Origin of the sequence: Micromonospora sp. NPDC007271 (assembly GCF_040634005.1) — a bacterium.
In the GTDB taxonomy this organism is placed as follows: Bacteria; Actinomycetota; Actinomycetes; order Mycobacteriales; family Micromonosporaceae; genus Micromonospora.
Window position 1 is genome coordinate 1 of the sequence record NZ_JBEYER010000023.1, and the last position, 19,363, is coordinate 19,363.

A 19,363-nucleotide genomic window follows, 5' to 3' on the forward strand; every position below is an offset into this window, starting at 1 on the left:
TCGCGGGGCGCTCTCGCGTTCCGGGCCGGCTGCGGTCGCCTGCGCCGTCGATCAGCCGGCACGTGATTCAGCCCAGCCTCGTCTCTCAAGATCAGCTACCTCGGGCGGCGGACGTTTGGAATTCCCACGAACCGGAGAAGTGCAGGTCGCGGGCAGTGCTGCCCGCGGGCTCTCATCAGGAGGTGGCGATGTCACGGACACTTCGGGCGACCGCGCTGGTCGCGGTGCTGACCCTGGCGATCACCGGCTGCGGTGGGGTGGGTGGTGGCGGTGGCGCCGATGGCGGCGCCACCGGCAGCGGGACGCTGACCACCATGGGTTTCGGGCTGTCCGACGAGATCGCGAAGACCCGGGTGGACACGTTCAAGCGGGATCATCCGGACGTCGACCTCAAGATCAACGAGGGTTCCTTCGATGAGCAGCAGTTCCTCTCGGCGGTGGCCTCGGGAAACCCGCCGGACCTGGTCTACCTGGACCGCAAGCTGATCGGCACGTACGCCAAGCGCGGCTCGATCCAGCCACTGACGGACTGCGTCGACAAGCAGGGCATCGACCTGGGGCAGTACCGGCCGGCGGCCAGGGACCAGGTCACCCTGAACGGCACGGTCTACGGCATCCCCGAGTTCAACACCGTCCGGGTGCTCTACCTCAACGAGGCGGTGCTCAAGCAGGCCGGGCTGACCGCCGACGACGTGGACCTGGCCGACTGGGCCGGCCTGCCGGCGCTCAACGCGAAGCTCGCCAAGGTCTCCAGCGGCAAGCTCACCCGGATCGGCATCGACCCCAAGATCCCCGAGTTCCTGCCCATGTGGGTCAAGGCCAACGGCGCCGACATGATCTCCGACGACGGGACGAAGGCGAACCTCGACGACCCGAAGGTGGTCGAGGCGCTCGCCACCGGGCTGAGGCTCATCCAGGACCAGGGCGGCTGGGGGAGGTTCAAGTCCTTCCGGGACACCTTCGACTTCTTCGGCGCGCAGAACCCGCTGGCCCGGAATCAGATCGCCGCCTGGCCGATGGAGGAGTGGTTCCTCAACCAGGCCGCCAAGAACAGCCCCAGGGCCGAGCTGGTGGTGAAGCCCTTCGTCGACCGGCAGGGCAGGCCGCTGACCATGTCCAACGGGCAGGCGTGGGTGATCACCAAGGGGGCGAAGAATCCCGACGCCGCCTGCGCCTTCGCCAAGCAGATGACCACCGTCGACACCTGGCTCGCCGCCGCCAAGGCCCGCGCCGAGGCGCGCAAGGCCGCCGGGCAGCCGTTCACCGGGGTCTGGACCGGCAACGCCGCCGCCGACCAGAAGATCTTCGACGAGGTGTACCAGCCCACCGGCAACCAGCGCTTCGACGACGCGGTGACCACCATTCGGGCGGCCCAGGACAGCTCGTTCGCCATGCCCGCTTCCCCGGCCGGGGCCGAGTTCGACAAGGCGTGGACCGACGCGGTCAACCGGGTGCTCTCCGGCCAGGCCCAGCCGGCGCAGGCACTGGCCCGGGCGCAGCAGGAGGCGACCGCCGCGCTGGACAAGGCCGCGAGGTAGGCGATGGCCACCACCGCTCCCGTGCCGGGCCGGCGGTGCCGTAGGCCGCTGGCCCGGCGGGAGGCCCGCTGGGCGTACCTGTTCCTGGCACCGTGGATCGTCGGGTTCCTGGCCTTCACCGCCGGGCCGATGATCGCCAGCCTCTGGCTGAGCTTCACCGAGTACGACGTGATCAATCCGCCGCGCTGGACCGGGCTCGACAACTACCGACAGTTGACGGCGGACCCGCAGGTGGCCCGCAGCCTCGGCAACACCGTCTACTACACGGCGCTGCACGTCCCCCTGGCGATGGTCGTCTCGCTCGGGCTGGCGCTGCTGCTCAAGCGGGTCGGCCGGCTCCAGGGCTTCTTCCGTACGGTGTTCTACCTGCCGGTGATGACCCCGGCGGTGGCCGTGGGCATCCTTTTCCTGCTGCTGCTCAACACCCAGGACGGGCTGATCAACCGGGCGCTCGGGCTGGTCGGGATCGCGGGGCCGAGCTGGACCACCGATCCGGACTGGGTGCTGCCCGGCATCGTGCTGATGAGCCTGTGGAGCCTCGGCTCCACGGTGATCATCTATCTGGCGGCGTTGCAGAACGTGCCCCGCGACCTCTACGAGGCCGCCGACCTCGACGGGGCCGGGGCGTGGGCCCGGTTCCGGCACGTGACCCTGCCGATGATCTCCGGTGCGCTGTTCTTCACGTTGATCGTCAACACCATCGCGTCGCTGCAGATGTTCACCGAGGTCTACACGATGTACTTCGGCAACCGGCAGACGCAGGGCTCGTTCAACAGCGACGCGGCGTCGTTCTACGTGATCCATCTGTTCCAGGAAGCGTTCCAGTTCCTGCACATGGGCTTCGCCTCCGCGATGGCCTGGCTGCTCTTCGTGATCATCCTGATCATCACGGCGGTGCAGGTGAAGCTGGGTAACCGGTTCGTGTACTACGAGGGGGACGACCGATGAGCACCACCGTCACCCCGGGCGCCGTCACCGCCGTACCCCGGAACGAGCCGGCCGCGCCCGCGGCCCGGCGGCCGGTCGCGGCGGACGGCCGGCGACCGCTCTGGCAGCGGGTGCTGTTCGTGTCGGCCCTGGTCGGCGCGGCGGTCATCTTCATGCTGCCGTTCGTCTGGCTGGTCAGTGCCTCGCTGCGCCCCCGGGAGTACGTCTTCGCCCCCGGTTTCCTGCCCGCGCCCTTCGCCCCGGGCAACTACGCCGAGGCGTGGCGGGCGGTTCCGCTGCTCACCTGGCTGTTCAACAGCGTGGTGGTCGGGGTGGCCGCCGCCGCGACGGTGACCATCTCCAGCGCCTGGGTGGCGTTCGGCTTCGCCTACTTCCGCTTCCCCGGCCGGAATCTGCTCTTCGGGCTGGTGCTCGCCACCATGATGCTGCCGTTCGCGGTGACGATGATCCCGACCTACCTGATCTGGTCGAAGCTCGGGTTCGTCGACACCCAGGTGCCGCTCTGGGCGGGAAACCTCTTCGGCTCGGCGTTCTACATCTTCCTGCTCCGGCAGTTTCTGCTCTCGCTGCCGCGCGAGTACTTCGAGGCGGCGCGGGTGGACGGGGCCAGCTACCCGCAGCTGTTCTGGAAGCTGGCCTTCCCGCTGATCCGGCCGGCCCTGCTGGTGGCGTTCGTCTTCGAGTTCAAGTCGAGCTGGACGGATCTGCTCAAGCCGCTGATCTACCTGCGCAACGAGCAGCTCTACACCCTGCCCCGCGGGCTGAAGGTGGTGCTCGACCGGTTCGGCTACGGCGGCGAGCAGCAGTGGGAGGTGGTGCTGGCCGGCAGCGTGCTCGCCACCGTACCGATGATCATCCTGTTCTTCCTGGCCCAGCGGCACTTCGTGGCGGGCATCGCCACCACCGGCCGCAAGGGGTGACCTGTCGGGTGGGCGGTCGGCGGGGAGTAGACCCGGCTGCGCGGGGTTGGAGCACGGCGCTCCAACCCCGCGCTGTCGGAGGATCAGCGGTCCACTGACTGCCAGAAGGCGTAGTGGTGGGCAGCCTTGGCGTTGACGGGCCGGATCGCGCCCGAGGCGAGGGAGAGCACGTGCCGCCCGTCATACGGCGACCAGGTCGGCGTGCCGGGGCCGTTCGGGTCGCCGGTACGCGCGAATCGGGACCAGTAGGCGATCATCTGCTCGCTGAGCGCCTGCTGGGTGTCCGACAGCGGCTGGGCGTAGCCGACGGTGAACAGGTACGGCAGTTCGGCGGTGTGGAAGGAGCCGAGCGGGAAGCTGGGCTGGTTCGCCCCGATGAAGAACGGCGGGTGTTCGTCGGCGAACTCGTACGCGTACGTCGGGGTGTGGCGGGCCAGCGCCGCAGCGGTGTCCAGGGTTGACCGGACCCAGACGGCGTCGGTGAGCGCGGCGCCCAGCGCCTCGCTCGGTGACGCGTACCCGCGGCTCGGGTAGCGGGCCGCGACCTTTCCGGCCGTGCCGGGCCACTGCTGGCGGAGCTGGTCGAGGTACTGCGCGGCGGTCAGCGGGCACTCCTGCGGCCGGCCGGGCAGCGTCGGCACGCCGGGGCCGCAGTTCGCCCCGGACACCTCCAGGCCCCACACGCGCAGCCGCTCCTCGTCCCGGTTGTAGCCGTGGAGCACGGGCACCCGATGGAACCGGCCCGTGGCCAGCGCCTCGGCAGGGTCGATCGGCAGGACCGGGCCGCCCAGCACGGGCCCGAGGTCGGGCAGAGACGCCGCCGCCGCCAGCAGGTCGCTGGCCGGCTTCGCCCGCAGGCACGCCGCCGCGGTGGCCGGGTCCGCGCAGCCGAGCGACTTCGCCAGGGCCAGCGCCTCCTGCTGCGCCACCGCCCGCGGTCGCGGTGACGACGTCGTGGCCGGGGTCCAGCCGGCGGTGCACGGACCACTTTGCATGATCACCTTGTCGAACAGTCCCGCCGACGCCGGTGAGGCAAGGTGTGCGCAGGTGCTGAAGCTGCCCGCGGACTCCCCGAAGAGGGTCACGTTGCGCGGGTCGCCGCCGAAGGCCGCGGCGTTACGGCGTACCCAGCGGAGGGCGGCCTGCTGGTCCTCCAGGCCGAAGTTGCCCGACCGGCTCGCGCCGGCGTCGAAGGCCTGGTGGGCGAGGAAGCCGAGTGCGCCGAGCCGGTAGTTGACGGTCACGACGACGACATCCCCGCGGGTCACGAGCCCGATTGGGGAATAGATGTCCCCGCCTCCGTAGGTGAGGCTGCCGCCGTGCAGCCAGACCATCACCGGCCGCAGCCGGTCACCACCGCCGCGCGGCGTGGTCACGTTGAGGAACAGGCAGTCCTCCGAGGTGCTCGGCCGGCCCATCGGGATGCCAGCCGGCTGGGCGCAGGTGTCGCCCGGCCGGGTGGCGTCGCGCACCTTCGTCCACGGTGTGACCGGCTGCGGCGAGACCCAGCGCAGCTCGCCGACCGGAGCCGCCGCGTACGGGATTCCCTGGAAGGACCGGTAGCCGCCGGTGAGCATGCCCCTGACCGGGCCGCTGTCGGTCGCGATGACGGCGGCTGAGCCGCTGCCCGCCAGCGGGGCCGCGGTCGCGGATCGCGCGGGCACGACGGCAGCGCTGACCAGGACGCAAGCGGCGGCGACCGCGGCCAGCGCGCCGCCCGCAACCCGCCGTGGCCAGCTGTTCGGCTCCACCCCGGTAGGCTCGGGCGGATAGATCGTGTTCGTCATACCGACGATCCAACGCGATCCCGGCCGGCCGGTCAGGGGCGCCAGCACCTCGACCGGAGTGGTGCCACCACCACTGGCCCAGCCGGATCACAGTTGCGAAAGCGCGACGGGGCGAGGTGAGGTGAGGTGACCCATCACCTCGTCCCGCCGCTCCTGCCGGCTACCCCGAACGCCTAGGAGACGGCCAGCCCAACCCGACAGCCATGGCGCAGGCCACTCCAGCAGATCCACTGATGTCACTTCCACCAACGGACGAGCTTCGGCTGGTACAGCCGTGCCCAGCGAGACATGCGTGACCCGCACTGGTGGGCCGATCAAAGGCTCACGCCGGCGAAGTAGAACGGGATCGCGACGACCGCCGCGATCAGCGGATCCCACCGCCACGGCTGGCACGCCCAGCGCAGCAACCGCAGACGGCGGCCGGCGGCGTCCGGCGATGACCGGCGCCGGCGCAACCGCAGCCGGGTGTGCTTCTCCGCCGCGTCACTGGGAAACACCAGCCAGCCCCACCGGCCCGCCGCCATCGCCCGCAGCCCGCTCAGCCCCGCGCTGACCGCCGACAGCACCAGCCCGAACATCACCACACCCCAGAGGGTGCCGGCGACCGCCTTTCCGATCACCGGTTCGAGTAACAGAGCAATGGCCACGCCACCGAACGCCCAGAACGCGCCGAACACCGTCCACGCGTAGCCTCGCTCCTGGTTCCGAAGGTTGGCCTCGACGGAGTGGGTCGGCCGCTCGACCGTCTGCCGGCATAGCGCCGCCCGGTCGTCGGCCAGCCCCGTCAACCACACCACGGGACCGGCCATCAGGCGCACCAGGCGACCACCGGGGTCCGAGAGGCGGCCCCCCGGACCCCGGTCGTCGCTCAGATCCAACCTCCTCGCCACCTCTGCACCCTGCTGCCGCACGGATTCGAGTACTTGCAGGCCGTCTGGGCTCCCGCGGTGGCAGCGTAGCCGGCACCGGCATACTTCCACGGGTCGTACCGCCGCTGGGCCTTGCTGGCGGCCTTCCTCGCCCGCACCGCGGCCTTACTCAGCTTGCGCTTGTTCTGCAGCTTCCGGGAGTTCTTCCCCGGCTTGTAGACGGCCCTCGCCTTCTGCGCACTCTGATAGCCCGCTCGGGCCCGCGCCGAGCTGTGGGGCGCTCCGGCCGCGACGACGACCGGCGCCGGTCGCAGCTGGCGGCCGAGGCCGTCCGCCGGGGCGCGGCGGGCCCACCCGGCCCGGCTACGGCGACCTGAGCCACGACCTGCCGGCGGCATGCGCCGGCGCGGCGTTGTTCCGTCGATCGGGGCCAGCTCCGACCGGACCGGCGCGGGTCAGTCGCTGACCACGGACGTGGCGATCACGTACGCGAGCGCCAGGGCGACCGCTAGATCCGGGAGTTGTGCCAGCATCGCGACCCGCCACACCCGGTTGCGCGGGTTCCACCAGTGTTCGGGCAGGTAGTGGACGATCAGCGCCTTCGCGCCGTGCAGACATGCCATGAAGAACAGGAAGAAGCTGAACAGCGCGGCCCCGAAGAACGCCGGGTCGGACAACTCCTTGACGAACAGCGAGATCGGGATCGCCACCGCCATGGAGAGGAAGAAGCCCGCGGCGAGGATCACGAACCAGGCCGCCGACCGGGCGATGTGGCGCAGGCCCAGGTCGTCGATGTCGTCGCCGGGCAGGGTGAGGTCCTGCATCACCTCGTCCCGCCGGTCCTGTCGCGTCCTGCCGTCGGCCCCGAGCACGCGGGCGATGGGTTCGGCGAGCCATCTCGCTGGCACGAGCACCAGGTCCATGGCTCGCCTCCCTCCCTCGTCGCCGCAGGCTAGTACATGCCGCGAAGGAGTCCGAAGCGCACCGGCGGGACGGTCCGCAGCTATGCGACATCGGGCGTCGAAGCCGAACGGAGGGGAGCGAGCCCTCCCCGCATGGCCGGCCCGCCCCGCAGGGGTACGGCGGCCTGAGCTGCGTGACAGGCGCATCGCCGCAGGACGGCGATGGTGGCCCGTGGGTGTCCGGGCTGGGTGGATCTAGAATGTGCAGCCATGATCGACTTCTCGAACGGCTCTGTCTTCAAACTGAACCCGGCCAGGCCCGAGGACATCATGCCTCTGGTCGCTCCGCTCATGATCCCCCAGGAGCGCCTGGTCTCGTGCTACAAGGCGGTACGCGACTTCGTCGTCTTCACCGACAAGCGGCTGATCGCCGTCAATGTCCAGGGCATCACCGGAAAGAAGCGGGACTTCACGTCCCTTCCGTACAGCAAGATCCAGGCCTTCTCCATCGAGACCGCCGGCACCTTCGACCTCGACGCCGAACTCGACCTGTGGTTCAGCGGGCTGGGGAAGGTCCGGCTCGAGTTCAAGGGAGGTTCGGACATTCTCCAGCTCGGCCAGCTCGTCGCGACCTACGTGCTCTGAGCTGGACGGGCGGAGACTTCGACGAACGGATCAGGCCGGTGCGCGCCGCTGCCTGAGTATCGTCAGCATGGCCTGGTTCGCTTCCCAGCCGTCCGGGAACTTCACCGGCACGTCCAGATGCACCCGCTCGGTCGACGGGTGCGCGTCGAGCAGCTCGGCGATCCCGGCCCGGGCCACCACGACACACGCGTGCCGGTGCCGGGAGGCGAGCACGCACAGCCGCCCCGACTCCAGGTGGAACGCGGTCGCGTCCCGCCGGCCCGACAGCGGGTGCAGCACGATCGTCACGTCGTACTCCCGGCCCTGCAGCCGGTTGGCGGTGTCGACGGTGATGCCCGCGCCGGCCTCGCCGAGCCGGGCGCGGATCGCGGCCACCTGGTCGCGGTGGGCGGCGCCGACGGCGATCCGGTCGGCCGTCACGGGCGCGCCGTCGGGCGCCTGCTCGGAGATCGCGACCGCGCCGCGCCGCAGCACCCGCAGGGCGAGGGCCGCGCAGGCCGCCGCGGCCTCGCCATCGGTACGCGGCGTGTGCCGGGCCGGCAGCTCGTACAACGCCCAGCCGGAGGCGGCGGCCACCTCCACGGTCGCGTCGAACTGGTCGCCCGGCCCGGCTTCGGTGAACGACAGCGCCCGGTCGGCGGGCCCGGTGCCGGCCCGGAACCCGGTGAACGGGTAGAACGCCGCCGCCACCACCGGCGCCGCGGTGGCGGGCAGCCGCCAGGACACCGGCAGCCGGTGTACGGGCAGCTCCGGGTTGTGCCGCAGCAGGGTGGCCACCGCCGACTGCATCGGATCCCAGGTCAGGCCGGTCCAGCGCGCGGTCTCGACAGTGGAGAACGGGTCGAGCTGCCCGGGGTCCCCGACGAAGAGCGCCCGCTCGAACCGGCCGGCCACGCGCAGCAGCGCGTCCGAGCGCATCTGGTACGCCTCGTCGACGATCGCCCACGGCCAGACGCCCTCGCCGACGGTGGCCCACTTGGCGGCCGTACCGATGACCACGGCTGCCCCGGCGAGGCCGGCGACCTTCGCGGCGACCCGGACGGTCTCGTGGCCCGCGACCCGCTCCGAGGGTTGGTAGTCGGTGGCGGAGAGCCGGCCGATGGGCAGCTCGGGGGCCTTGCGGGCGAGGCGGTCGATGAGGTCGTCGACCTGCTCGTTGGTCTGCGCCACGATGATCAGCGGCTCGCCGGCGGCGGCCAGCTCGACGGCGGCGCGGACCACGAGCGTGGACTTGCCGGCCCCGGGTGGGGAGTCGACCACCACGCCCCGGTGCGCGCCGGAGCGCAGGTCGGCCAGCACGGCGGTGATGACCCGCTCCGCCTCGACCGCGGGCGGCACCGACAGTCCCGCGAGCATCGACAGGCACCTCCCGAACCAGTGTCCCCGGCACCCTACCCGTGCGGGCAACTGGCCCGCCGTGGGCCGGCAGTGGCGGGCTGCCGCAGCGCAGGCCCCTGTCGGGCGTGCGACACAACGAGCGGCGATCGACCGGCAACCCTTCGTCGACGAACACACGTCTTCCCCGTCAACGGCGCGGCGGAGAGCCGCCGCGCCACACACGGGAGGACAACTCATGAACAGACGAGTCGGTCGTGGCCTGGCGGCCCTGATCGGGGCAGCGGCACTCACCATCGTCGGTGCGGCGACACCCGGGTCGGCCGCGGCGAGCCAGCCGGAGGCGAAGGCGTCCGTGCAGGCGGGACGCCTGATCCTCGACCCGACGGAGCGGGGCTACCGGGGCGAGCTGACGGTGACCGTCACCAACCTGGGCGACGCCGCGGACAGCTTCAGCCTCTGGATCCTGGAGCCGATCGCCGGATCGTTCCGCACCGCCGGGCCGGACGCGCCCTGCGTCTCCTTCGACGACATGGTCGGCGGCCGGCGGGTCAGCGAGTGCTCCCCGTCGCTCTACCTGCAGCCCCGGGAGACCAGGCAGGCCGTCCTGTCGTTCGAGGTGCTCACCGCGGTCCGGCCGTACGCGATGCGCGCCGGGAACGGCACCGTCAAGGCGACGGTCTACTACCAGCAGGAGCCGGCGGGCGTCGCCGACTTCGGGACGCAGTTCCGCTCGACGGACGGGAAGCTCAACCCGGCCAAGCCCTACGTCCAGGACAGCACGATCAAGGCGTCGATCACCGCCGGCGACGCCACCCTGAGCCGGGTGGCGGACGGGCGCTGGTTCGGCCGGGTGCCGATGACGATCCGCTACGCCGGCGACGCGGCGCACGACAAGCTGTGGGTCGACGGGATCGCCCTGCCGAACGGGGTGCGGGTGTGGGCCACCGAACCGGACAGCGGCCCGGCGCCCACGGACACCCGGCTGTACGTGCCGGGGCGGCGGTTCATGCCGGGCGAGGAGCGCAGCTTCGACCTGGTCGTCGTCGCCCCCGCGGAGACGCCGGCCGGTGACCTCGGCGTAGCCGCGTTCCAGGTCGGCGCCATGTTCTTCCCGATCCAGGAACTGACCGACGCCGACCCGTCCGACAACACGGCCTCGGTGCGACTCACCGCTGTCGACAACGGCTGACCCCCCACGGCTGATCGCGGGCCCTGGCCGTCGGGAAGAGCCCCGGCGGCCAGGGCGACCAACGCCGGCGGCCGAAGAGACCGCGCACCGTCGAGCCGACGGGTGCGCCGGACCGGCCCGGGGCCGTCTCGGCTGTGGTCAGCGGGGACGGCCGAGGCCAGCGTCGCGGGCGCGCACGATGGCCTGGCTGCGTTGGCGGGCGATGCCGTCAGCCCGGGCGAACCGGATGACGACTCCGATGCCGGCGGCCAGGCCGAGCAGGACGACGACGGGGGCGAGCAGGACCAGGCCGTCGGCGACCGCGCAGGCCGGTGAAGGACCTGCGGGGATTCTGGCGGGTGCTGCTCGCCATCGTCGCCCCGCTGCCCATGCTCCCGCAGGAGACCGCTGACCACCTGAACCTGGTCGGGGCACTGCAATGGATCGAGACGCCGTTCCTGGTCGGACTCATCCCCGCCACGTTCGCGGTCGCCTGGGTCGCCAGCCGTGGCGCGCCACGGCTGGCCACCGCCGGCGCGCTGCTCGCCCTACTGGGGGACCTGGCCGGGTTCATCTCCGGAATCGTGCCCGGCTGCGTCGCGCAGGGCCTCGGACTCCGGGTCGCCGCCGTCGGTTTCGCCGGCGCCTCCTACGCGCTGCTGCGGATGCGCAACGACGCGTTCGATCTGCCGCCCATTCCGGTTGGCTGAACCAGGAGCAGATTGCGGGCGCCGCAGTGGATGGATCCGGCCGCTGTGGCACCCCATCTGCGCCTCGGCGTGCTCCTGTGCAATGGTGCGGAACCGCTCGAGGATGGCCTGCCCGGCGAGCACACCGATCTCGGCCGTGGGAGTCACGTGCGGCGCGGACCAGCCCGAGGCGAACAGGTCACCGTGCCGGGGGTGGATGCCGAGATCGGCGTTTTCCAGCAGGTCGATGTCCAGCGACGAGTCACCTGCAGCAAGCACTCTGCCGGCGCCGATCCGGTCGACGACCTCCCGAACCGCAGCGGACTTCGTGAGCGTCCTCGGCAACCAGTAGAGCTTTCGCCCGTGCAGTGTCACGCGCCAACCGCGCTCGGCAGCCCACTCGGTTGCCTGCAGGAGCCAGTCGGCCGGCAGTTGAGGGCGGTCGACCTCCGCGTAACAGAACAGGTCCGGGACGGTACGGAGCCTGAGCATCCAGGGCTGGTGCGACGCCTGGCCGGTGTAGGTCAACACCTCATTGAGTGAGGCGGATTCGGCCAGGCGTCCGCGGACCTGCCGGCTCCACCCCGCGTCGACCTGGCCGTCGATGAACAACAGGCCACCGTTGGCCGCCACCGCGAACCGGTGTGGGCGTCCGGGCAGCCGCACCCGGTCCAACTGCTCAGGAGTACGTGTGGTCACCGCCATCACGGTTGCCACGGCGGACAGGTCGCGCATGAGCTGGCCGGCCCGCGCGGTCATGAACGACGAGCCCTCCCCGCGGTGATGCTCGACGCAGATGAGTGGCGGCTGCTCACCGACCGTCAGGGCCAGGGCGCGCCGCGAGTAGATCAGGGTGCGATCGAGGTCACTGGCTACGAGCAGCGCAGCCGGCTGCCTCAATACGCACCCCCATCCGCCCTCGTCGCCGACACCGTCGTGGCGCGCCTCGGCCGAATGAGACCAACGCAGCGGTAGGGAAGACTGTCCACGAGCTGGATGCTGACACCCCGTTGTTCGGCCAGCATCCGGATGTGCCGGAGGTCTCCGGCCGCGTCGGCCCGCATCAGGATCTTCCATGGGATGCGGCGAAGCAGCACCCGCGTTGTTTCGCCCACACCGGGTTTGACGAGGTTGACGTCGCCGACGCCGTACTCCCGGCTGATGGCCTCCGCCACCTGCCATCCCGACCAACTGGGCGACCGGTCCGCGGCGTGCAGCACCGGCCAGTCGCGGGCGACCTCGTCAGCCACGGCGGTGAACTCGGCGGTGACGGCATCGAGGAACTGGTTGGACACGTCGGCTCCGGCCAGGTGCGAATAGAACTTCGCGCCGTGAAACTGGCCCGGCCCGATGAGATCGTCATTGAGCACGGTCCGCGAGACCAGGCCGGACACCGTGGAGTTGAGGCAGGCCGATGGCACCAGAATGTCCTCCCTGGTGCCGTAGATCTCCACGCACCGCCCGGTGTCGGCCAGCACTGCCAGGTCCGCCGCGAACCGGCCTTCGCCGACGAGGCCGAGCTCGGCGTTTGCCTTCGAGACGGCATCGGCCAGCTCGCGTGAGATGGCGCCCTTGCCGGTCCAGCCGTCGACGAACACGACGTCCGACGGTCGATGGTGCGCAGCGAGGTACGCCAGCGCGACGGTGTCGATCCCCCGGCCGCGGACGATGCTGCACGAATAGTGCGGCAGGTCGAGCTGGTGCGCGAACCTGGCCCACCGCCGCATGAGTACGCCCACCGGCGTGCCGGCACGGGCCAGCGACACCAGTACGGCGTCCCTACCGCGATCGGCGAGAACCAGCTCCGTGACGACACCGACCGCGCGAGCGAGCTGCGCCGCCGACGAGGCGAGTTCGCGTTGGAACAACTGTTGGTACTCGGTGCTCGGCTGGTACTCCACGGGCAGCGATGCCGCGTAGTGCGCCCGGCCGGACTGGACGGCCTCCTCCCGCTCCTCGGTGGGGGCCTCGAGCTCCGCGTTCGACAGGTCGGTCAGGAGCCAGGCCACCTCGTCAGGGTGGTAGCTGCCAAAGCTCGGTCCGTGTAGGGGTTCTGGCAGGCCGCGATGGGCGAAGGCGCAGGCAGACACGGCGTGGGCTCCGGCAGGGGTAGGTAGGACGGCAGGGTCAGCAGGTGGACCTGGTCGCAGCAGCCGGTGAGCTGGCTGAGCAGCCCGCCCGGGGCGTGTAGTGCGGCGGTGTCGCCGACGTCGTCGACGACTACGACGATGTCGGAGAAGCGGTGGTCCGGATCTGCCCCGGGTGCCACGTTGTAGGCGAACCGGGGCCCCGGCCCGTCGGCCGGATCATCGTGGCTGGGGAAGATGAGCTGGGTACGGATGGCGTATCCGGGTTCGTCGATCGCGACCACGGGGGACCGGGTCGTGCTGGAGAAGCGGATGTCGACATCGGGCAGCAGGTCCTTGAGCCGCTCCGCGATGAGCAGCGGCGCGTACATCAGCTCTTCGAACCCGAGCACGAGGACCCGGTTGCCGGCGAGAACGCCCGCGGCCTGCGCGGCGACCCGGCTGCTGGCGGCCCGGAGAGCCGCCCGGTCCTGGTGGTGGAACCCGTGCCGGCCGCCCTCCCGGACGCCCGTCCATCCTTTGAGCGGCAGGCGTCGCGGCGTGGTGTGACCCGCGGGCGGATCGGTGGGAAGGTCGTGATCGGTGATGAGCTGCTGGCCGATCGACGCGGCGTCAGGAGGGAACTGGATGTGTCCCTCGGCCAGCGCGACGACGCTGATGCCGACCCCGAGTGAGGCCGCCACCGACGCCATCCGGGCCCGGTCGGCGGCCGAGCGAAGGTCGACCAGGGTGGCGATCACGTACCGGGACCGGGGTGCCCGGGCGTGCAGGGCGACGATCGTGTTCAGTGCGGTCTGCCCCGTGGAGAGTTCGTCATCGACGAGCAGCAGCGGCCCGTGGCGCGCCAGCATCGTCGCGTCCTCGGGCAGCAGCAGGTGACGGGTGGCGTGGCTGTGTTCCTCCTCGAAACGGCCGGCCTCGCGCACCCCCGGTGGGCGACGTCGGGTCGAGTGCAGGTAGTCCGCGCCCAGGGCGTCGGCGACGGCGTGTCCGAGCGCAGTGGCGGTCTCCGCGTAGCCGAGCACGGTGACCGACTCGATCACGGCTGGCCAGCCGGCGGGCGGGCTGTCGGCGTGCTCGGCGCACCTGGCCAGAAGCTCGGCGGCGGCATCGGGTGAGCCCTTGAGCGCGGACCTGAGCAGCAGGGCACCGGCCGCTGCGACGCCGCTGTCCCGCCCGGCGATGTGGTCGGCGGCCAGGGCTCCGAGGAGACGACCCGCCCCGTACACGATTGCCGGGTGGGTCGGGACGTGCTTGCCGAGCACGGACGACACGAGCAGGTGGGTGCGGCGCGGGTTGCGCCGAAGAGCCAGCCCCACCAGGTCGGTCAGCGCCAGCGGGGAGGCGGGCGAGCCGGTGGCGAGGCGCAGCCGCAGCCGTTCGGCGACCCACTGGCCGCCCCACACCTCGCTCACCGCTGCAGCCCCGCGCCCAGCAGGTCGACGAACGAGACGTTCTCGTCGGCGACGCCGAACACGTACGCACGCTGCATGATCCGCTCGGCCCACGCGGTGTGCGGCTTGCTCTCGTTCATCTTGTTCCGATACGTCGACGCGCTCACCCCGCCCCGCGCCTGGGTGCCGAGGATGTCGACCGCGTCGCAGTACTCCTCGTGCGTCACCACCGACAGCGCGTGCACGACGGCGACGTGACTGGGATGGATGACTGTCTTGCCGGTCAGCCCGTTGGCCATGTCCAACGTGACCTCACGGATGAGGCCGTCGAGGTCCTTGGCGATCAGCTCGGCGCGGAGCGTCCGCTCGGCCGACTCCAGGAACGGTGACTCCCGCAGTTGGGGCTTGAAGATGCGTTCTGCGTGGGAGAAGTATTCCCAGACCGGGCCGGTGACCAGGAACCTGCTGTCGTCCGTGCGGGCCAGCACGTTGACGACGTCGGCGATGAGGTCGGCGATCAACCGCACGTCGTAGACCGTGAGGTCCCGGGAGCGGCGCAGCCCGTACGCGGCGGACAGGTCGGTGGCTCCGATCCGGACCGCGAGAACGTGCTCCCGGTGCTTCATCAGCAGCTGTCGCACTCCGAGGAGCACGCTGGTCCGTGACTCGGCGAAGATGACGTCCGGCGACTCGAGGACCGGCATCGCGAGGAGCCGACGACCGACCAGCGCGCTGGCCTCGGTGACGGCGTCGAGGAAGGCCGGCCCGGTCTCCTGCGTGAACTTCGGCAGCACGAACCCGCACAGCACGCGGACGTGCTCCCCGAGGCCGTTCACGATCAACGGGATCTGGTGTGCCGACCGGACCCGGACGAAGATCATCGGCGCGTCCGCGCCGGTCTCGGCGTACGCGCGAAGCTGCGCCACGACATTCCGTTCGGCGACGGGAAGGTCCTCGTCGGCGATCGCGTCTTCCAGGCATACGACCACGCTCATGAGGCCCTGGGTGACCCGCGTGGCCAGGTCGGCGGCGAGCTGCGGTCGGGTCGCCGGGCAGTACAGGGTCGCGCCGAGCGCGGCCCCGAGCACGTCGAGCCGGTCGTCGGGGGTGAAGTGCTCCGGAGCGCGGAAGAAGAGCCGTTCTCGTTCCGAGCCGGGCAGGAAGTCGTAGTGCCGCATCGTGGGTTCCGTTCGTTGCTGCCGGCACCGGGTCGGGAGTTGCCTGCTGCCCCCTGCCGGCTCTCAGTCAAGGGGCGTCTGCGCGTCCAGCCAGGTGATGCGGTCGAAGCCGTAGGCGCGACAGGCTTCGCGCACCGAGCCGTCGACCATTTCCATCTCGGAGCGAAGGACGAACTCTCCGCGAATGTTGTAGAGCGAGAGGATCACCCGCACGCCGGGGGACGGCGGGCCGTCGAGGGGCAACTCGATCCGGGCACCACCGAAGGCCGTGACGACGAGGGCACCGCCCCAGCGCAGCGCCAGGTCCCGTTCGGAGAATCCGTAGACGATCAGGCGCTCGATCTCCCGGCACTGCCGCAGGTCGAGGCTGATCTCGTCGTACCGGTCCCGGCGGGCGACGATCACCGGGCGCGCCGACCCGCGGGGGCCGAGGTCGCGCCCGTCGGTCGGGTGCACCGTCGAGGTCTCACCCGAGCGCAGCTGGTACGCGCAGCCCAGCCGGAGATCGCCCACGTCAGCCGCGCACCGCGCCTGCATGGTGAGCGTGCCGATGCCGGACTGGAGTCGGGTCAGGGTCAGCGCCGGCGCGGCCGGGGTGAGCACGTTGGTGCCGGCCTGCGCCCGGCGGACGGGATGTTTACGGGCCGGCGTGGCAGCGGGCCGCGGTGCCGCCGCCGGCCGTGCGGGTGTTGCCGGGAAAAGGTCCAGCGAGGCTCCGCCGGGCGGCGAGGCGGGCGCCGGAGCGGGCACGCGGGCCGGCGTCGGAGCGGGCACGCGGGCCGGCGTCGGAGCGGGCACCGGGGCGGCTGCCGGTCGGACGCGGCGCCGCAGGAACGGCAGGTCGTGCCGGCGCACCGCGTTCCGGGGATCCGGAATGCTCACATGGTCACCCCGTAGTCGGCGGCGATGCCGGCAATGCCGCTGGTGTAGCCCTCACCGATGACCCGGAACTTCCACTCGGTGCCCCGCCGATAGACCTCGCCGAGGGCGAGCGCGGTCTCGTTGGTCAGCCACTGGGCCAGGTTCTCCGACCGGACGAGTTCCCGGTTGTCAGCCAGGTTCATCACCCGGATGCCGCAGTGTTTCAACTGCCCCAGTGCGCGGCGACGCACCGGGCCCTCGTTGACGTACACCACCACCACGATCCGGCTGATCTCAGCCGGGACCTGGTCGAGGTCCAGCTCGATCTGTTCGTCGTCCGCGCCGAGCACCTCCGCCAACTGCCGGACGGTCAGGTCCGGGGAACTCAGCTGGTTGAAGAACACGAAATGCTCGTCGGAGACGGCCCGGCTGGCCGAGTCGCACAGGATGGTCGCGGCCACCAGATTCTCCGCGAGGACGGCCTCGGACCCGGCATCCCAGAAGACCCCGATGACGATGCCGGTCAGGTCGGGTATCTCGCGAGTGAGGGCCACGTTGGCCCCGCGCTTCATCACTGCCATCAGATTTCGAGGTCCGATCGGGAGAACTTCGTGTGCAGGAACCTGCCGTGCGCCGCAAGGGCGTCCGCGTCGTGCGCTCGCGTCGCGGCCAACAGGTCCACGACGGAATCGAGCAGCGAATCGAGCTGGACCTGCAGGGATTCGACCGGGGTCGGGCCGGCGGCGCTGGGCACGTTGAGCTGACTGGGGTCGATGGCCAGGAACCGGGTCAGCGTCGCCGGCAGGTAGTCCCCCACCGTCGCCTTCACCGAGATGACCGCGTACACGTCGAGGGCACGCACCTCGGCGCTGTCGATGATCTCCCGCAGCACGTCCGTGATCCGGCGGGCGGTGACCACCGACTCCCCGGGCAGGCGGCCGGAGCTCTCGTTGATGAAGCGGACGAGCCCTCGCAGCTGCTCGCCGAGCGCCGCCGGATCGTCCTCCGGCGGCGCGTCCGGCGGCGTCGGAGCATCCTCCCGCCGTCGGCGGAACCAGCTCACCATCCGTGTCCCACTCTTCCGATTTGCCGGTTCAAGACGGCCTAGGCGGAGGGCTGGCCCTCGCCGCGCCGGGTCCGCTCAAGGTACGGCTTGGCGCGCTCGATCTGCCCCTCCAGCGCGTTCACCGTCTGGGCCATGCTGTCCAGCGCCTGGCTCCGGAACGTGTCGAGGGCGTCCATCGTCTGGAAGATGTTGTCGAAGGCGGCCTGGAGCTTGCCGAGTTCGACCGTCGTGCTCGCCGCCTGCTGGCTGATCTGGGCACCCTGCATCCGCAGCTGAACCGAGGTGGACTCGATGAGGTCGGAGGTCACCGTGTTCAGGGCGGTGATCTGGTCGAGCACGAGCTTCTGCCGGGCCAGCGCCTGCGCCACGATGACGGCGGTACGCAGTGCGGCGATGGTCGTGGTCTGCGCCCGGTCGACCCCCTTGATCAGCTCGATGTTGTTCTTCCGAACCAGGTCGAGCGCCATGTAGCCCTGCACCGCGACCGCCATCTGGGTCATGATGTCCTGCCGGCGCTGCCGGATCGGGAACAGCGCGTCGGAGCGCAACGTGTTGGCGTCCTCGCCTCGGCCAGCCGCCTCCAGCGCGGCCACCTTGGCTTCGACGGCGGCGTCGAGGGCAGTGGCGAGCTCGTTGTACTCGGCGAGCTTGCCCATCATGGCCCACATGTTCGCCTTCTCGGTCTCGATGCTGGCGTTGTCCTTGCGCAGCTCGTCCTGCCCGGATTCGAGCGCCTTGATGATCGCGTTGAGGTGGCTCTGTGCGGACTGGTAGCGGGCGAAGTAACGCTGGAGGCGGTCACCGCCGGGCAGGAACTTGAGGACCCGCTTCGCTCCGGTCAGGTCGGCGCGGGCCGGGTCCAGCTCGGTGACCGTGGACCGGAGCTCGGCCAGGGTGTTCGCGACGCGGGTCTGGGCGTCCGATCCACCGCCTCCCCGCCCGGATCGCACGGCCGCGGCGGGGCGATCCAGCATCCGGCTGGAGACGCTCGCCGACGCGCGGACCTCCCGTTCGCCCATGGAGGTGATGGCGTTCACCTTGTCGCTGAAGGCAGGTGAGCGCGTGTCCAGGGCGGCCAGCTCCGCGGCGAACGCCTCCGCCCGGCTGCGCAGTTCCCGCTGCTTGGCGTCGTCCACCGCGACCGCACCGGCGGCCTGCTCCTTCTCCACCACCACCACCGGTGCCGGCGGAGTGAGGACCAGCGCGCCGTCGCCGGACGGAGCGGGAACGGTCGGTGTGGCAGACGCGCCGAGGTCGAGTTCGGACATCGCCGATGCTCCTTTGACGTACTAAGGGGTGTTGATCGATGTGTGCTGTGCGGACGCGGTCCGCGTCTCAGAGGTGCGCGGCCATCACCGGGAGGAGGTCACGGAAGGTCCGACCGGAGGCCGCCGCCCCGATCGCCGTCATCGACCACCCTTGCTCCTCGCGGACCAGCTTCGCCATGATCTGCGCGGTGTGCCGGCCGGACCCGGTCAGGTCGTAGCGAGCGACCTCGCGTCCGGTGGACTCGTCGATCAGCCGGCAGAACGCGTTCTCGATCTGCGAGAAGTCCTGGCCGGTGAACGAGTTCACGGTGAAGACCAGCGTCTTGACCGCCGCGGAGAGGCGAGGGAGGTCCACCTCGATGGACTCGTCGTCGCCGTCGCCGTCGCCGGTCAGGTTGTCTCCCGTGTGCCGCACCGCGCCGTCGCGGCTCTTCAACTTCCGGAACCAGACCTGGTCGACCAGGTCTCCGCCGGCGCCGAAGAGCAGGCACGACGCGTCGAGATCGATCGTCTGCTTCCTCGTGCCGAACAGGCCCTTCTTGGGGGCGGCATCCCAACCCAGGCCCATCCGGACCCGGGTCAGCGCGCCACCGCCGGCCTTGGTCAGGGAGACCTTCTGTCCCTTGGTCAAGCTCACGGTCATGGTCGTGCACCTTCCTCTCGCTGACCGCCCTGGGGCGGCACAGTCGGTGTCCGTGCTGTTGC

The 19,363-nt window shown here is 70.9% G+C and carries 19 protein-coding genes; 6 read left to right on the forward strand and 13 right to left on the reverse strand.

The genetic code is table 11. The features are described 5' to 3' along the window. Positions 1-188: 188 nt before the first annotated feature. The 3 genes from ABZ570_RS11015 to ABZ570_RS11025 are packed head-to-tail and all read left to right on the forward strand — an operon-like array spanning position 189 to position 3,406. Positions 189-1,538 (forward strand): extracellular solute-binding protein, encoded by a 1,350-nt coding sequence (locus ABZ570_RS11015; protein WP_358060341.1) that lies wholly within the window; start codon positions 189-191, stop codon positions 1,536-1,538. Positions 1,539-1,541: 3 nt separating this feature from the next. Further along, on the forward strand, positions 1,542-2,486 hold the full coding sequence (locus ABZ570_RS11020) for a sugar ABC transporter permease (protein ID WP_358060344.1): 945 nt from the start codon (positions 1,542-1,544) through the stop codon (positions 2,484-2,486). Then, complete coding sequence (locus tag ABZ570_RS11025; RefSeq protein ID WP_358060347.1) at positions 2,483-3,406, forward strand: carbohydrate ABC transporter permease; 924 nt, start codon at positions 2,483-2,485, stop codon at positions 3,404-3,406. Before ABZ570_RS11020 ends, ABZ570_RS11025 begins: the two co-directional genes overlap by 4 nt. Before the next feature lie 83 nt (positions 3,407-3,489). Here ABZ570_RS11025 and ABZ570_RS11030 read toward each other — a convergent pair whose 3' ends face one another. The 3 genes from ABZ570_RS11030 to ABZ570_RS11040 form a co-directional block, all read right to left on the reverse strand. Further along, entirely contained in the window at positions 3,490-5,193 is a 1,704-nt protein-coding gene (locus ABZ570_RS11030; RefSeq protein ID WP_358060350.1) for a carboxylesterase family protein, read from the reverse strand. Positions 5,194-5,507: 314 nt separating this feature from the next. Then, positions 5,508-6,002 carry a hypothetical protein gene (locus ABZ570_RS11035; protein WP_358060353.1) on the reverse strand — a complete coding sequence of 165 codons (495 nt, stop codon included), beginning with the start codon at positions 6,000-6,002 and terminating at the stop codon, positions 5,508-5,510. Positions 6,003-6,517: 515 nt separating this feature from the next. Then, positions 6,518-6,985, reverse strand: coding sequence for a hypothetical protein (locus tag ABZ570_RS11040; RefSeq protein ID WP_358060356.1), 468 nt, complete (start codon positions 6,983-6,985; stop codon positions 6,518-6,520). 249 nt (positions 6,986-7,234) lie between these two features. On the opposite strand from ABZ570_RS11040, the gene ABZ570_RS11045 reads away from it, so the two are divergent. Then, positions 7,235-7,609 carry a PH domain-containing protein gene (locus ABZ570_RS11045; RefSeq protein WP_358060359.1) on the forward strand — a complete coding sequence of 125 codons (375 nt, stop codon included), beginning with the start codon at positions 7,235-7,237 and terminating at the stop codon, positions 7,607-7,609. A gap of 30 nt (positions 7,610-7,639) precedes the next feature. Here ABZ570_RS11045 and ABZ570_RS11050 read toward each other — a convergent pair whose 3' ends face one another. Further along, positions 7,640-8,965, reverse strand: coding sequence for an AAA domain-containing protein (locus ABZ570_RS11050; RefSeq protein WP_358060362.1), 1,326 nt, complete (start codon positions 8,963-8,965; stop codon positions 7,640-7,642). 217 nt (positions 8,966-9,182) lie between these two features. On the opposite strand from ABZ570_RS11050, the gene ABZ570_RS11055 reads away from it, so the two are divergent. Then, entirely contained in the window at positions 9,183-10,136 is a 954-nt protein-coding gene (locus tag ABZ570_RS11055; RefSeq protein WP_358060365.1) for a hypothetical protein, read from the forward strand. A 192-nt stretch (positions 10,137-10,328) separates the two neighbouring features. Continuing rightward, positions 10,329-10,451 (forward strand): hypothetical protein, encoded by a 123-nt coding sequence (locus tag ABZ570_RS11060; protein WP_358060368.1) that lies wholly within the window; start codon positions 10,329-10,331, stop codon positions 10,449-10,451. Positions 10,452-10,663: 212 nt separating this feature from the next. Here ABZ570_RS11060 and ABZ570_RS11065 read toward each other — a convergent pair whose 3' ends face one another. The 9 genes from ABZ570_RS11065 to ABZ570_RS11105 all read right to left on the reverse strand — a co-directional run bounded on the left by ABZ570_RS11065 (position 10,664) and on the right by ABZ570_RS11105 (position 19,301). Continuing rightward, positions 10,664-11,704 carry a hypothetical protein gene (locus ABZ570_RS11065; protein ID WP_358060371.1) on the reverse strand — a complete coding sequence of 347 codons (1,041 nt, stop codon included), beginning with the start codon at positions 11,702-11,704 and terminating at the stop codon, positions 10,664-10,666. After that, positions 11,701-12,894 carry a cysteine protease StiP family protein gene (locus ABZ570_RS11070; RefSeq protein WP_358060374.1) on the reverse strand — a complete coding sequence of 398 codons (1,194 nt, stop codon included), beginning with the start codon at positions 12,892-12,894 and terminating at the stop codon, positions 11,701-11,703. The genes ABZ570_RS11065 and ABZ570_RS11070 overlap by 4 nt, the downstream gene beginning before the upstream one ends. Then, positions 12,798-14,306: a phosphoribosyltransferase family protein gene (locus ABZ570_RS11075; protein ID WP_358060380.1), complete on the reverse strand. Its 1,509-nt coding sequence runs from the start codon at positions 14,304-14,306 to the stop codon at positions 12,798-12,800. The genes ABZ570_RS11070 and ABZ570_RS11075 overlap by 97 nt, the downstream gene beginning before the upstream one ends. After that, positions 14,303-15,463 (reverse strand): HpcH/HpaI aldolase/citrate lyase family protein, encoded by a 1,161-nt coding sequence (locus ABZ570_RS11080; protein WP_358060383.1) that lies wholly within the window; start codon positions 15,461-15,463, stop codon positions 14,303-14,305. The genes ABZ570_RS11075 and ABZ570_RS11080 overlap by 4 nt, the downstream gene beginning before the upstream one ends. A 63-nt stretch (positions 15,464-15,526) precedes the next feature. Next, entirely contained in the window at positions 15,527-16,345 is an 819-nt protein-coding gene (locus ABZ570_RS11085) for a hypothetical protein (RefSeq protein WP_358060386.1), read from the reverse strand. Further along, positions 16,342-16,896 (reverse strand): TerD family protein, encoded by a 555-nt coding sequence (locus ABZ570_RS11090; protein WP_358060389.1) that lies wholly within the window; start codon positions 16,894-16,896, stop codon positions 16,342-16,344. The genes ABZ570_RS11085 and ABZ570_RS11090 overlap by 4 nt, the downstream gene beginning before the upstream one ends. An 8-nt stretch (positions 16,897-16,904) precedes the next feature. Next, the gene (locus ABZ570_RS11095) at positions 16,905-17,390 is read right to left on the reverse strand and encodes a hypothetical protein (RefSeq protein WP_358060392.1); all 486 of its coding nucleotides are present in this window, start codon (positions 17,388-17,390) and stop codon (positions 16,905-16,907) included. Between the two features lie 38 nt (positions 17,391-17,428). After that, entirely contained in the window at positions 17,429-18,658 is a 1,230-nt protein-coding gene (locus tag ABZ570_RS11100) for a toxic anion resistance protein (RefSeq protein ID WP_358060395.1), read from the reverse strand. A 67-nt stretch (positions 18,659-18,725) separates the two neighbouring features. Then, positions 18,726-19,301, reverse strand: a complete 576-nt coding sequence (locus ABZ570_RS11105; protein WP_358060398.1) for a TerD family protein — start codon at positions 19,299-19,301, stop codon at positions 18,726-18,728. Positions 19,302-19,363 lie beyond the last annotated feature (62 nt).

Coding starts and splice junctions, on each gene's coding strand:
- ABZ570_RS11035 (WP_358060353.1), bottom strand. CDS start 6,002: ATGGCCGGTCCCGTGGTGTGGTTGACGGGGCTGGCCGACGACCGGGCG.
- ABZ570_RS11050 (WP_358060362.1), bottom strand. CDS start 8,965: ATGCTCGCGGGACTGTCGGTGCCGCCCGCGGTCGAGGCGGAGCGGGTC.
- ABZ570_RS11015 (WP_358060341.1), top strand. CDS start 189: ATGTCACGGACACTTCGGGCGACCGCGCTGGTCGCGGTGCTGACCCTG.
- ABZ570_RS11025 (WP_358060347.1), top strand. CDS start 2,483: ATGAGCACCACCGTCACCCCGGGCGCCGTCACCGCCGTACCCCGGAAC.
- ABZ570_RS11030 (WP_358060350.1), bottom strand. CDS start 5,193: ATGACGAACACGATCTATCCGCCCGAGCCTACCGGGGTGGAGCCGAAC.
- ABZ570_RS11040 (WP_358060356.1), bottom strand. CDS start 6,985: ATGGACCTGGTGCTCGTGCCAGCGAGATGGCTCGCCGAACCCATCGCC.
- ABZ570_RS11105 (WP_358060398.1), bottom strand. CDS start 19,301: ATGACCGTGAGCTTGACCAAGGGACAGAAGGTCTCCCTGACCAAGGCC.
- ABZ570_RS11100 (WP_358060395.1), bottom strand. CDS start 18,658: ATGTCCGAACTCGACCTCGGCGCGTCTGCCACACCGACCGTTCCCGCT.
- ABZ570_RS11020 (WP_358060344.1), top strand. CDS start 1,542: ATGGCCACCACCGCTCCCGTGCCGGGCCGGCGGTGCCGTAGGCCGCTG.
- ABZ570_RS11055 (WP_358060365.1), top strand. CDS start 9,183: ATGAACAGACGAGTCGGTCGTGGCCTGGCGGCCCTGATCGGGGCAGCG.
- ABZ570_RS11045 (WP_358060359.1), top strand. CDS start 7,235: ATGATCGACTTCTCGAACGGCTCTGTCTTCAAACTGAACCCGGCCAGG.
- ABZ570_RS11080 (WP_358060383.1), bottom strand. CDS start 15,463: ATGCGGCACTACGACTTCCTGCCCGGCTCGGAACGAGAACGGCTCTTC.
- ABZ570_RS11090 (WP_358060389.1), bottom strand. CDS start 16,896: ATGAAGCGCGGGGCCAACGTGGCCCTCACTCGCGAGATACCCGACCTG.
- ABZ570_RS11095 (WP_358060392.1), bottom strand. CDS start 17,390: ATGGTGAGCTGGTTCCGCCGACGGCGGGAGGATGCTCCGACGCCGCCG.